This is a genomic window from Kitasatospora sp. HPM-01-4 (assembly GCF_051374625.1).
Classification (GTDB): Bacteria; Actinomycetota; Actinomycetes; order Streptomycetales; family Streptomycetaceae; genus Kitasatospora.
In genome coordinates, this window is the sequence record NZ_JBPQGP010000005.1 from 151,060 (window position 1) to 163,155 (window position 12,096).

12 protein-coding genes are annotated in these 12,096 nt (G+C 70.3%); 5 read left to right on the forward strand and 7 right to left on the reverse strand.

Going from position 1 to position 12,096, the window contains the following annotated elements; genetic code table 11:
* Positions 1–194: 194 nt before the first annotated feature.
* Together ACSMTC_RS01180 and ACSMTC_RS01185 are read left to right on the forward strand one after the other, a co-directional pair.
* Entirely contained in the window at positions 195–704 is a 510-nt protein-coding gene (locus tag ACSMTC_RS01180) for a hypothetical protein (RefSeq protein ID WP_436557723.1), read from the forward strand.
* A 270-nt stretch (positions 705–974) separates the two neighbouring features.
* Positions 975–1,625 carry a prephenate dehydrogenase gene (locus ACSMTC_RS01185; RefSeq protein ID WP_436557724.1) on the forward strand — a complete coding sequence of 217 codons (651 nt, stop codon included), beginning with the start codon at positions 975–977 and terminating at the stop codon, positions 1,623–1,625.
* A 237-nt stretch (positions 1,626–1,862) separates the two neighbouring features.
* Here ACSMTC_RS01185 and ACSMTC_RS01190 read toward each other — a convergent pair whose 3' ends face one another.
* From ACSMTC_RS01190 to ACSMTC_RS01210, 5 genes are all read right to left on the reverse strand, one after another.
* Positions 1,863–2,780: an SDR family oxidoreductase gene (locus ACSMTC_RS01190; protein WP_436557725.1), complete on the reverse strand. Its 918-nt coding sequence runs from the start codon at positions 2,778–2,780 to the stop codon at positions 1,863–1,865.
* Positions 2,781–3,080: 300 nt separating this feature from the next.
* On the reverse strand, positions 3,081–3,347 hold the full coding sequence (locus ACSMTC_RS01195; RefSeq protein ID WP_436557726.1) for a class I SAM-dependent methyltransferase: 267 nt from the start codon (positions 3,345–3,347) through the stop codon (positions 3,081–3,083).
* A gap of 201 nt (positions 3,348–3,548) precedes the next feature.
* Positions 3,549–3,974 carry a hypothetical protein gene (locus ACSMTC_RS01200; protein ID WP_436557727.1) on the reverse strand — a complete coding sequence of 142 codons (426 nt, stop codon included), beginning with the start codon at positions 3,972–3,974 and terminating at the stop codon, positions 3,549–3,551.
* A gap of 191 nt (positions 3,975–4,165) precedes the next feature.
* The gene (locus ACSMTC_RS01205) at positions 4,166–5,686 is read right to left on the reverse strand and encodes a glycosyltransferase family 39 protein (RefSeq protein WP_436557728.1); all 1,521 of its coding nucleotides are present in this window, start codon (positions 5,684–5,686) and stop codon (positions 4,166–4,168) included.
* Complete coding sequence (locus ACSMTC_RS01210; protein WP_436557729.1) at positions 5,683–6,417, reverse strand: TetR/AcrR family transcriptional regulator; 735 nt, start codon at positions 6,415–6,417, stop codon at positions 5,683–5,685. The genes ACSMTC_RS01205 and ACSMTC_RS01210 overlap by 4 nt, the downstream gene beginning before the upstream one ends.
* A gap of 184 nt (positions 6,418–6,601) precedes the next feature.
* Between ACSMTC_RS01210 and ACSMTC_RS01215 the strand changes: the two genes are divergently transcribed.
* Positions 6,602–6,946, forward strand: a complete 345-nt coding sequence (locus ACSMTC_RS01215; RefSeq protein ID WP_436557730.1) for a hypothetical protein — start codon at positions 6,602–6,604, stop codon at positions 6,944–6,946.
* Positions 6,947–6,967: 21 nt separating this feature from the next.
* Here the strand turns inward: ACSMTC_RS01215 and ACSMTC_RS01220 are convergent, their stop codons facing one another.
* Positions 6,968–8,404: an NF041680 family putative transposase gene (locus ACSMTC_RS01220; RefSeq protein WP_436557731.1), complete on the reverse strand. Its 1,437-nt coding sequence runs from the start codon at positions 8,402–8,404 to the stop codon at positions 6,968–6,970.
* Positions 8,405–8,633: 229 nt separating this feature from the next.
* Between ACSMTC_RS01220 and ACSMTC_RS01225 the strand changes: the two genes are divergently transcribed.
* On the forward strand, positions 8,634–9,110 hold the full coding sequence (locus tag ACSMTC_RS01225; RefSeq protein WP_436557732.1) for a CbrC family protein: 477 nt from the start codon (positions 8,634–8,636) through the stop codon (positions 9,108–9,110).
* A 131-nt stretch (positions 9,111–9,241) separates the two neighbouring features.
* Complete coding sequence (locus ACSMTC_RS01230; RefSeq protein ID WP_436557733.1) at positions 9,242–11,206, forward strand: S9 family peptidase; 1,965 nt, start codon at positions 9,242–9,244, stop codon at positions 11,204–11,206.
* Between the two features lie 116 nt (positions 11,207–11,322).
* Here ACSMTC_RS01230 and ACSMTC_RS01235 read toward each other — a convergent pair whose 3' ends face one another.
* A complete protein-coding gene (locus ACSMTC_RS01235) occupies positions 11,323–11,715 on the reverse strand; it encodes an aggregation-promoting factor C-terminal-like domain-containing protein (protein ID WP_436557721.1) in 393 nt (130 codons plus the stop codon).
* Positions 11,716–12,096: the final 381 nt, after the last annotated feature.

The following is a 12,096-nucleotide window of genomic DNA, read 5'->3' on the forward strand; positions in this document are numbered from 1 at the left end:
CCACCGGCGACAGCGGCTGCATCCCGGTGGGCGACAGGAAGAATGCGTTGCGGGTTGGAACCGGACGGACAGTGACGGGACTGGCAGGCTCGATGCCGCGACGACCGGGGAAGGTCGTTTTCTTCCTGACCACTCGGAGAGGTGTCATGCAACGCTTCGCAGCCGTGGGAATCGTCGGCGCTTGTCTGGCAGTGATGAGTCCTGTCCCAGGGTCGGCCCATGCGATGGAGGTGGCCGACAACCTCACCTGCGAGGGCACCGGCATCACGCTGACGCTGGCCCAACCGGTCACCTCGGTGGCGTCGGCCAACTCCTACCAGGCCTCCGGCACCCTCGGTACCTGCTACAGCCAGGACGGCTCCCACACGAATGTCGACCACGGCATCATGACGGCAAGCGGGAGCGGGACTTTCGACTGTGTGGACTTCCATTCCTTCACCGGCCAGGCGGTCTTCGACTGGTACGACAGCGACAACACCTGGCTGGGGTTCACCACCGTCTCCTACCAGGGAGGGGAGAGAGGAAGCCCGGGATCCGACAGACTGCCCAACAACGAGACCGGCACCATCGATGTCACGAGCACACTGCTGCCGCTGAACACCTACCGGGGAAGCTTCGCGCCGACGGACATCACCGGATCCTGCGCCGACACGGGGATCACGGCCATCACCGGAGACTACGAGGCGGACTTCAGCCTCCTGTAACCATGGCCCACCGCCCGCGGAAAACAAGCCGACGACGTTCGGCGGCCTCCGGCCGCACGCTCCGCGTCCGCCCCGGCGGTGCCGCGCCGGGGCCGGCGACAGGGCCGCTCCGGTGAGACGGCCACGGGGCACGTAGCACACGCCGTCAACCACGTGTCCGATTCCAAGGGAGTGCGTTCGAGCTTCACTGTGCTGAACTGGCCGTGCTGCCATACAGTTTGACCAGAACTCACACTACTGGCCGCGTCCGGGACACCAAGAGGAGCACCCTTGGCACACAACGCAGACATCCATCTCAGCGTGACATCCACCGTCGCCGCCCTGCGTACCGAGCTTCCGGAACTCGAACAGCACCAGATGCGGCTGGAAGCGGAACTGGCCGCCGTCACCGGCCGGCTGGAAGCGGTGCGGGACGCACTGCGCGCCCTGCAGTCGCTGTCCACGGCCCCGCTGCCCCGGCAGACGGCCGGCCCAGCCGCGCTGTCGGCGCCATCAGCGGCGTCGGCGACGTCGGCGACGTCGGCGACGGAGCCGGATGGCGAACAGGCCACCGCCAGCACGAAGGCCGTCTCTCCGGTGGAACCGCGGAACGCGGCGCGCCGCAGGGCTCCGGCGAAGACGGCCACGACGACGAAGGCGCGCAAGAGCGCCGATGCGAAGACCGCCGACGCGAAGACGGCCACGGGCGTCGCGTCCCAGGCTGTCCCGGCACGCAGGCGCACCCCCGGGCTGAGTGCCGGTGTCCTGGCGTACCTGGCCGAGGTGAAGGAACCGGTCCGGGCCGCGCAGGTCACCCGGGCCCTGGGCCGTGAGACCACCCCCGCCAATGTCAACGCCGTACGCACCAGCCTCGAACGCGCGGTGAAGGCGTCCCAGGCACAGCGCACCGGCCGCGGCCTCTACCAGGCACTCCCCCGCTGACGCCCCGACCCCGCAGCGCGCCCCGGCATCCGTGCGGCCGCCCGCCCGGGGTGCCCCCGATGCGGCCGACGTGGCGCTCCCTCGCCGCAACGGCCGCACGGATGCCGTCAGTTACCGAGTGCTTTCGGGTCCGGATGGGTCAGGTGCGGACGCCTTCCCCGTACTCTCCCGGCTCAGTCGAAAGCCGTCGGGGCGGTCACGGCGCAGCTCTTCGTACCGCTGGACGAACGGTGACGGTCAGCGGTACCCGGTCTGGTCGGCCGGCTTTCCGCTCTCCTGGACCTCGACCAGGTACCGCCAGCAGTCGGGCCTGCTGCCGTCGTGGTCGGTGAAGCCGTAGACCCGGGCGAGTTGTCCGCTCGACAGCGACTGCCCGTTCCAGCGGCTGACTTCGGGATCAGCCGCCAGCGCGGCCACGGCGCGCCCGACGTAGTACGGGCTCTCGGAGATACCGAAATGCGGCTCGCGCTCCACCGCGTCGCGCCAGGTTTCCTCGGTGACGCCGAAGTGGTCGAGCATGATCTCGGACCGCATCCAGCCGGGGGTGAGCGCCACCGCGGTCGCGCCACGCGGCCCCACCTCGTGGCCGAGAGCGAAGGCCATGCGCAGCACGGATGACTTCACCAGGTCGTAGAAGAGGGAGTTGCGGTAGTGGTCTCGGTTGTACTCGGCGGTGCCGTCGGTCATCTCGACCACCAGGCCGCCCGGACGCCGTAGCAGCAGTGGCAGGGCGTAGTGGCTGGTGATGGCGTGTGTGTCCACCCCGAGCCGCAGCAGCCGCAGCCCGTTGTCGAGATCGTGCTCCCAGACGGGGGTGTCCCACCCGAAGAGGTTCTCGCCGCCCCAGACGTCGTTGACCAGGACGTCCAAGCGGCCCTGCTCGGCGTCGATCCGCTCCACAAGGGCACGGACCTCATGCGGAACCAGATGGTCGGTCGGGACGGCGATCCCGCGCCCGCCGGCCGCGGTCACCAGGTCGGCGGTGTCCTCGATGGTCTCCGGGCGGTTGTACTCCGAGCGGCGCTCGCGGGTGGTGCGCCCGGTCACGTACACCGTCGCCCCGGCCGCGCCGAGCTCGACCGCGATCCCCCGGCCCGCCCCGCGCGTCGCTCCCGCGACGAGTGCGACCTTGCCGTTCAATGCCGCTGTTGCCATGCATCCACTCCCGCCCTGATTGCTGTCGGACCGGCGCCCGAACGAACGGACGCGGGCCCATTCTGATACGGGGGTCTGACAACGGGCCCGATCCGCCGCGGAAGCCGCCGGCCGTCCGGCGGCGACCGCCCGCACCGGAACCCGCCCTGTCCGCTCCCGCAGATCATCCGTCACCGCCCACGGCGGGCTCCTCCCCCTCCCCGCGGAGGTTCCAACGAACGGCCGGGTCAGGAGACATGACCCCGGGCAGCAGCTGTGTCGGCTCCGCTCAAGGATTGCGTCGGAGCGATGCGCCCGGCGTCAGCCGGGACGGCGAGCCATCACGTAGGCGCGACGGGTCCCCACCTCCTGTGGGTAGCTCGCCCGCTCAAGCCTCGCCTCCACGATCAAACCGGCCTCCTCCAGCCAGCCGATGACCGTCCCGGTCTCGAAGTAGCGGAAGTCCGCATCGACTTCGTGCCCCCACCACTCGGCCAGGTGCCGTATCTCGGTGCCGACGTGGAACGAGACAAGGACCACGCCGGAAGGACACAGCACGCGCCGCATCTCCTCGAAGGCCGCCCGCATCCTGACGTACCTTGGCGTGATCACTCACTCTTGTCATCGGCCAAGCATCACACGGTAGTTGGTCCAGGCGCACCGCACCGCCCGCAAGCTGCCGGGCCGGCCTGCGCAGCTGGACGCCAAGGACGAAACCACGGAACAGGCCTGGAACAGCGCGGCCGCGGACAGTGGTTGTACCGGCTGTCCGCGGCCGCGCTGCCGGACTCAGCGAACCTCGACCGTCACCAGGTCAGAGGTCCTCTCCCGTACGGGCTGACGGTCGACCGGGCCGGTGAGGCCGTACACCACCGCACGGTATTCCAGGGCGCCGCTGTGCGCGGCCTTGACGTGTGCGGTGGCCTGCGCGTCGGTACCCGTGGCGACCACGGCGCCGCAGGTCACCTGGTGCCACGCCTGCCCACCGCTGCGGCCCTCCAGGCAAACCCGCAGGTAGCTGGCAGCGTCGTCGTCCCCGTGCGCCGTGACCGTGAAGGTCTTGCCGACCTTCGCCGTGTGCGGCGCCGTGATGTCCACACCCCCCTTGGCGAACGCCGGTACGGCGGCCAGAGTCACCGAGGCCAGACCCAGCGCACCAATCACGGCCACACGGCCGCCCCGCGCCTTCATCCCGGCCTTCTTCGTCCTGGTCATGGATTTCCCTCCCGTGGATCTCCCCCGCATGCTGAGAGACCCACCCCCTTCGCGAAAGCGCCCGGTTGCGCCTCGCTACTTACCCAGACGAGCCGGCCGCACCGCCCGGTTGCGCCCCGCCCGGCATCATCACGGATCCACGACAAGACCCGCCGACCGTGCGCGCGCCGCCGAGGTCACGGGAGGCCTCCTCAGTCGAAGTGCTTGAGATGCGGCCAGAGTTGCGCCCAGTCGGCGCGAGGGTCCTGGCAGAGGTAGACCGCGGTGCCGCGGATGGTCTCGCTGTTGCTCAGGCCGCCGGGCAGCGTGTAGGTCGCGACCTTGGTGACCTTCGCCCAGCCACGGCGCAGGTCATCAGCGGTGAAGCTTCCCACGCACAGCGCGGTCGACGGCGATCCGGGCGGCGGCCCCCACAGCGCGTGGTTGTTGTGCCCGCTGTAGACGGGGTTGTCGACCCCGGCCGCGGGCCCGAGGACGGTCAGCGCGCCGGCCTCCCCGTAGTCGCTGGTGAAGATCGGTGTGTCAGGAGGCAGCGGCCCGGCGGCCTCTGCGACCATGTCCACGAACCGGGGCCAGCCGTACGTCTCCATCGGGACGGGGTCCAGCGCACGCAGCGCGCCGGCCGTGCTGACCGGCAGTATCGGCAGGAAGAGCAGGGCCGTGCTGAGCGCGGACGCGGTGAGCAGCGTCGGCCAGGCCCGTCTGCCGCGCGGCGTGTCGGCCGCCTCCACGCGCACCCCGCCCGCCGCGAACAGGCCGGCCAGGGCCGGGGCCGCGTAGTACTGCTTGCCGCCGCTGAGCGTGAAGACGACCACGGCGACGGTGGCGACGGCCAGCACCCAACAGTGCCCACGCTCCCGTGGTGACCACAGGTGCCGTATGCCGATCACCCAGAGGCCGATCAGCAGCATCCCGCCCAGGTACAGCGGTAGCTCCGGGAGCTTGGCGAGCGAACCGAGCGTGCCGCCCTGTTGCCGTGAGAGCTGGCCGGCCATGTCCAGGTTCGGCCAGTGGTGCGACGCGTCCCAGAGCACGTTCGGCAGTGCGATCAGCACCGCGAGCAGCCCCGCCAGCCAGGGCCCACGCGTACGCAGCACCTCCCGCCGGAACAGTGCCAGGCCCACGGCGATCCCGGCGAGCAGCACGGCGACCGTGTCCTTGTTCTCCAGACCGATCCCGGCCACCAGACCCGCGCACAGCCAGGCGCGCACGGTGCCGAGTCGCAGCGCCCGCGCCACGAGCACGAACAGGGCCACCCAGACCAGTTGGTCGATGACCGTGGGGCCGAAGAACGACGAGCCGCCGACGAAGATCGGGCAGGTGGCGATCGCCGCGGTGGCGATCGCCTGCGCGCGTCCGCGTCCGCCGAGCTCCGCGGTGAGCAGCGCGGTCAGCAGGGTGCAGCCGCCCTGTGCCGCCACCGCGAGCACGCGCAGTGGCACCAGTCCGCCCTCGCCGGGAAGCGCAGCGGCCAGCCTCGCCAGCACAGGGGTGAGCGGCGGCTGGTCGACATAGCCCCACGCGAGGTGGCGGCCGCAGATCACGAAGTAGAACTCGTCGCCGTCCCAGCCGTAGCGCGTGGCCACGGCCAGGTGCACGGCGACGGCGATCGCCAGGACCGCGGCGATCGGCCTCCACGCGAGCGGAGCTCGACGGCTGCGGGCGGCCGGCTCAGCCGCCGCGTTCGCCGGTAACGCAGAAGTCTCAGTCATTCAGGTGCTCCGAAGAGTGGCGGGTCGGTGAGGAAAGCGCCGGCCGGCAGGAACGCGGCCGGCACGAGATGACGGACGGTGCGGCGGCAGTCCTCGTCGGAGAGCATCGCCGAATCCGGGTCGCCGTGCCGGTGCATGGCGAACCAGGCGATGGTCTCGACGATGAAGCGAGCCGCGGCCGGCACATCGGGCACCGGGCGCAGCAGCCCCGCGTCGATGCGTGCACTCAGGAACTCTCCGAGCCGGGCCAGCATCCCGCGCCGCGTCTCGACGAAGTACCACTGGGCCAGCTCGGGCAGGTCGGCGGAGCAGCGGTCGAACAGCGCGAGGACGGTCCTGTTCTGTTCGACGAACCCGTAGATCCCTTCCACGATCTCGGCCAGCTCCCGGCCGGCCGACGGCCCCGGCGGCCGGCCCAGGGACCGGGCGAGATCCGCGAACCCGCTGTGGGCGGCCGCCCACGCCTTGACCTCCGTGACGATCCGCTCGGGAGGGGGCGCCGTGACGGGCGGCCGCAGGGACTCGACGGCCTGCGGATCGAGGACGCGCAGCAATGCGAGGTACAGGAGTGCTTGCTTGCTGTCGGCGTAGGTGTAGACGGCACCGTGGCTCAGCCCCAGGGCGCCGGCCACATCGGATATCCCGGCCGGGCGGAAACCCTTGGTGATGAACACTCTCACCGCGGCGTCCGCGATCTGGCTCAACGGCCGGGCAGGGACTCTTCCACGCATGCCGGGAGCGTAGATTGACTGACTCAGTCAGTCAACTGACGGCCGCAACCCTGCTCGGAGTCGAACAGGCTCACCCCGCCCGTGTCCGACGCGCGTTCAGGAACCTTCCCTCGAAGACCGCTTCCCCGGTGTGCGCACCGGGAGATGAGGCCACCCGTGGAGGCCGCACGTTCAACTGGTCCGGTTGAATGGACACATGGGAAGAGACCGAGGCCAGAAGCGGATTCCGTTCGGCCTGCCGAAGGACATCGTTCTGCTGGCAACACCGAGTGGCTGGCGCCACAGCATCACCGCCACAGACGGCGCCCTCTTCTGCGGCCGACTGTCGAGGGTTCCCGTCGAGGCTGATGCCGAGCAGGCCAAGGACGGCGCCGCCGCGATGCTGCTGGAACTCGGGCGCGAGTTCCACGGAACCGCTCTCGAGGTCATGTGGGAACCCACTCAGCTGCCGGGCTCCTTGAGCGGCCGCATCCAGCAGCGTCCTGAACCGCACGCTGGTGAAGCCGCCCCGCACACAACCGGGCGTTGAACAACAAGGTCAGCTTGTTCCTTAACGTTGAGCTTGATCGCGTTCGGTCAGTGTCTCGGGGCGTTTGACGGTCTTGCCTACGTCGTAGCGGGTGGCAGGGCGGCGGTTTCGGCTTCCTGATGGCCGTCCCGGTCCTGGCCGGGACGGTTTGGGTGCACGGGCCGGACAGCCCAGTTGGGGTCGGATGTTCCGGAACCCGCGGCGGACGCGCGTCGGGGTCAGTGTGCCCGCACGGTGCGGCTTCTCCCAGGGCTTGTGCTGGTCTCTTGCGAGCGGCAGCGCGAGGCGGAGCTGGGTGTGCGCCGTGATGACCAGCCAGGTCCAGCGGTCGGCCGCCTCGGGGTTACGCAGCCGTGGGCGGGTCCACCCGAGGGTCTGCTTGAACAGGCGGAAGGTGTGCTCCAGGTCGAATCTCCGCAGGTAGCAAGACCAGACGAAGTCGACGTCAGCGGCGGTGGCGCCGGTACGCGAGGACCACAGCCACACCGGGGGCGCGTCGCGGTCGCCGGGCAGGTGCTCGACCTTGAGGCGGATCAGGGTGCCCTCGACGAGCGGGAGTTCGCCGTCCAGGTCGATCCATGCGGAGCGGTGAGTGAGCCTGGGATGGACACGGTCCCACGCGCGGGCCTCGGCCTTGCCGTAGCGGCCGGTGTCGTTCGCCGTGGTGACCGCGGGCTCGGGCCAGGTCTCGGGTTTGGCGAGGCGGAACTCCGGCCCGTGCTTCGGCGGCCGGCCGCCCTTCGGCTGGTAGACCCGCGGTGGGGTCGGCAGCCGCAGAACGCGGTCGGAGCGCAGGCGTCCGACCAGCTCGACCGGCAAGTTCCGCAGCAACCAGGCCAGGCGCATTACGTCGTAGCCGGCGTCCATCACGATCAGGATGTCCCGGTCCCCAGGCAGCCACTGGCCAGCAGCGATGAGGCGCTCGACCACCGCGCGCAGCTGGCCGGCGGTCACGGCTGCGGCGTCGTCCTCGGGGCCGAGGCGGACCGCGTCCAGGATCGCAGTCCACGAGGTGCGGCCCGGCGATAGGGCGGCGATGAAGGAGTACGGCCAGCCCGGGATGATCTGCGCTGCCGCGCGGGAGCGGCCGTGGACGTGGCAGAACAGCCGCTCGGGCGAGCACGCGGCGTCCGAACGCAGCCACGGCGAGACGTCCACGGTCAGCACGAGCCGCCCGTCGAAGCGGGGCAGCGGCAGGCCGGCCAGTAGCTCACGCAGCCGGTCCGCGTCCAGGCGGCCGTGGTTGAGGGCGGCGTAGAGGGATCCGTAGCCGCGGCGGTGCTCGGCGGTCAACGACAGCTCCACCGGTGTCTTCACCGGCCCGTCCGCGCACAGCAGCGCGTCGGTCAGCTCGAAGAACGCGTCAGCCCGTGCGGACAGGCAGCCGTAGAAGTCCATCCGGAAGTGTGACAGTTGCGCGAACGCGTCCCGTTCGCTAATCCGCTGCAGCACACTCATCGCCACGGCCCCGTCGTCGATTCCTTGATCTCGTCGCAGAGTTCAGGATCACTACAGGGCCGCCCTCACGTCCGGCGATCACACGATCGAGTGACCTCGTCCGAGGCAGTGATCAACCGAACCTTGGCGGGGCAGCACAGCTGAGTGGCCGGAACCACGGTGATACGGTCGCTGGCCGTGACAGAGCCGCTTCCAGAGTTCCCGTATCACCCCGACCCGGCGGCCACCGGTGCCGTCGTCCCGTCCCACGGAGTGCAGTTGCTGCAGTCGGGCCCGCGGCTACATCTACACCGGACCCGTCTACGCAGCGGAGAACCTCCGCGATCGGTTGTGTCCCTGGTGCATAGCGGACGGAAGTGCGGCCGAACGCTTCGAGGCCCAGTTCACAGACGTGGTCGACGATGTTCCGCTGGACCGGCTGTTCGCGATCACGCAACGTACGCCAGGATTCAGCGGGTGGCAGCAGGAACACTGGATGATCCACTGCGGCGACGGCGCGGCCTTCCTCGGAAGCGCCGGAGCAGCCGAGCTCGTGAACTACCCCGAAGCATGGGCATCAGTGCGGCAAGAGCTCAGTCACGGCCCCTGGGCCTCGTCGCAGGCCGAGCAGTACCTCATGGCGTTGTCCAAGAACGGCCAGCCGACCGCCTACCTCTTCCAGTGCCGAGTCTGTGGCACCCACCTCGCATACGCAGACGCCACGTAGCCTCTGGAACCGGGTGAGAGGTTAAGGAACAAGGTCAGTACCTGTTCCCGAACCCCCGTGGGTGCTGAACACACCCCAACGGCGTCCGGGTTCTGTGCCGCACGGCAGGATATGCGGACACGTTGTTGTGGATGGGGGACCAAGTGACCGAGGTGTCAATGGAGTTGCTGGCCGAGTTGATGGTCGACAGCGCGGCGCCGCTGTACCCCGCGGTCTCGCCGGACGGCTCCCTGGTCGCCTACGCGGTGAAGACCGTCGGCGTCAGAGAGCGTCTGGTGAGTGCGCTGTGGGTGGCGGATGCCGCCGGTGGTCCGGTTCCGCGTCAGTTGACTGACGGTAGCGCATGGGTCGGGGCTCCTCAGTGGGCTCCGGACTCGCGGTCTCTGTACTTCGTCACCGGTCGGCAGTTGCACCGTCTGCGGCTCGATGACGGGTCGGCGGAAGCGGTGACCGCCTGGCGCGGCGGCGTCGCCGGTTTCCGACCGCTGGCCGACGGCCGGGCGGTCGCCGTGGTCGCCGTCGACGAACCGGACGCCGAGGACGAGCGCAGGCGGGCTGAGGGCGATGACGCGGTGGTGTGGGACGAGCGTGCGCACCCGGCACGCCTGCGACTACTCGACCTTGACAGCCGCCGGATGCGCCTGGTGGCCGCCCTCGGTGAGCGGCACGTGGTGGAGGTGGTGCAGCGGCCGGACGGCGGCCCGCTGGCGGTGCTCAGCTGGGCGGACCCGGAAGAGGACTCCGGCGCCTTCGCCGCGGAACTGCACCTGGTCGACCCGCACACCGCCGCGGTGCACGACCTGGGCCCGGTCGGTATGGACGCCTGCTCACCGACCTGGTGGCGGGCCGAGGAGGTGTGGCACCTGTCCTGTCTGGCGACCACGCCGCCCGGGCCGGTCGGCGGAACGGCGGTCTTCGACATCACCGTGCCGGATGCCGGGCCGGCGCCGGAGCACCGCAACCTGACCGCGGGGATGTCCGTCTGCCCGACGGAGCTCGTGCAGGTCGCCGAGGGCACGCCGCTGGCACTGTTCGCCGACGGGCTGGACACCGCGCTGTACCGACTGGACCCGGCCGGTACGGCCTTTCGGCCGGTGGCCACCCGGCAGGGCATCGCCCACGCCCTCACCGCCAGCCGGACCGGCGAGACGGTCGCCATGCTCGCGGGCGCAGCCGACGAACCGAAGAACGTCCACGCCGGGCCGCCCGGCGGCCCCCTGACCCGGGTGAGCGACACCCGGCCCGAAGTGCGAGAGGTCCGGTGGGGCCACCAAGAACGCCTGTCCTACCAGGCCTCGGACGGACTCACCCTGGACGGGCTGCTGCTCCTGCCGCCCGGTACGAGTCGTCAGGACGGCCCGTTCCCGCTGATCACCCTGGTCCACGGTGGGCCTTACGGACGGTACGCCGACGAGTTCCAGTTCCACATCGAACTACCACCGGCACAGTGGCTCGCGGTCGCGGGCTACGCCGTCTTCCTGCCCAACCCGCGCGGCAGCCAGGGCCGTGGCCACGCCTTCGCCGCGGCGGTGGCGGGCGCGGTCGGCGGAGCCGAGTGGAACGACATCACCGACGGCATCGATCTGCTCGTCACGGAAGGGGTCGCGGACCCGGATCGGCTGGGGATCGGCGGCTGGAGCCACGGCGGCTTCATGGCCGCCTGGGCGGTGGCGCAGACCGACCGGTTCAGGGCGGCTGTGATGGGCGCCGGAATCAGCGACTGGGGCATTCAGAACGCGGTCGGCGACCAAGGAGCCGACCGGGAGTCCGCGCTGAGCGGCAGCTGCGGCTGGGAGGGACCGGGCCCTCACCCCCATGACCGGGTCAGCCCCCTCTCCTACGCCGCACGCATCCGCACCCCGGTGCTGATCCTGCACGGCGAGGACGACACCAACGTCCCCCTCAGCCAGGCCGTGCTCTTCCACCGAGCCCTGCGGCACTTCGGCGTCGAGCACCAGTTCGTCGTCTACCCGCGGGAGGGGCACATGATCAGCGAACGAGCCCACCGGCTCGACCTGCTCCGCCGCACCCGCGCATGGTTCGACCGCCACCTCGGCTCCCCCCCGACGCCACGCACCGTCGGCCCTACGGCATGACGTCCTCCAGCCACACGGGGCCGAGCCGGAGAAGCGAGGGTAGGCAGGCCGAAAGGGGCCCGGTGCGTGTGCACCGGGCCCCTTCCGGGTGAAGCTGCGGGGAGCCGTGGGTCGGCTTAGTACCAGTGGTGGGCGGCCCAGAAGGACCAGGCGGCGTTCGGGCTGCCGTAGCGCTCACACATGTACTTGTAGGCCCACTTGATCTGGGTGGTCGGGTTGGTCTTCCAGTCCGCACCCTCGGAGGCCATCTTGGAGGCCGGCAGGGCCTGGCCCAGACCGTAGGAACCGCTGCTCGGGTTGGTCGCGGTGACGCTCCAACCGCTCTCGTGCGAAATGATGTTGCTGAAGGAGGCCAGCTGGTCCGCCGGAACGATGCTCGCGGCGATCTGCTGCGGGGTGGCAGCGGACGCGGCGGTCGGGGCGACCACGGCACCGATGGTGGCCACACAGGCGGCACCGGCGAACAGGGCGGCGGACTTACGCAGACGAGCGGTGAACGAAGCAGACAAGAGCGGTCCTAAGTCAGGGGACAGGAATACACACCCGCACAACCCCCGAATCAGGGGGATGGTGCACCCGGTGTGGCCCGGCACCTGGATCGTTTGGTTCAGACGGACTGAATCCGCGTGATCCGAGCCGGTCGGCCACGAGCCGGGCGAGAAGCCCGATGCGTCGTGGCGACTGAAGCCATTGTTAGCGGGCCGGGCGGCGCTCTCCAAGGCCCCGGAAACGCCCCGTCCACGACGCGGCGTCGTAGCACCACCACCGACCGCCGCCCACAGGCCACACCCGCCTACCCCCCAACCCGCCCCCCAAACCCCACCCCCGAACTCTCTCCCGAACACCGTGATCACGGCCCTGAGCTGCGCCGATGCCGCACCGGTCGACCG

Bases quoted from the DNA above. Each gene is read 5' to 3' on its own strand.
- ACSMTC_RS01180 (WP_436557723.1), top strand. From the start codon at position 195: ATGAGTCCTGTCCCAGGGTCGGCCCATGCGATGGAGGTGGCCGACAAC.
- ACSMTC_RS01190 (WP_436557725.1), bottom strand. From the start codon at position 2,780: ATGGCAACAGCGGCATTGAACGGCAAGGTCGCACTCGTCGCGGGAGCG.
- ACSMTC_RS01205 (WP_436557728.1), bottom strand. From the start codon at position 5,686: ATGACTGAGACTTCTGCGTTACCGGCGAACGCGGCGGCTGAGCCGGCC.
- ACSMTC_RS01230 (WP_436557733.1), top strand. From the start codon at position 9,242: ATGGGGGACCAAGTGACCGAGGTGTCAATGGAGTTGCTGGCCGAGTTG.
- ACSMTC_RS01220 (WP_436557731.1), bottom strand. From the start codon at position 8,404: ATGAGTGTGCTGCAGCGGATTAGCGAACGGGACGCGTTCGCGCAACTG.
- ACSMTC_RS01195 (WP_436557726.1), bottom strand. From the start codon at position 3,347: ATGCGGGCGGCCTTCGAGGAGATGCGGCGCGTGCTGTGTCCTTCCGGC.
- ACSMTC_RS01210 (WP_436557729.1), bottom strand. From the start codon at position 6,417: ATGCGTGGAAGAGTCCCTGCCCGGCCGTTGAGCCAGATCGCGGACGCC.
- ACSMTC_RS01200 (WP_436557727.1), bottom strand. From the start codon at position 3,974: ATGACCAGGACGAAGAAGGCCGGGATGAAGGCGCGGGGCGGCCGTGTG.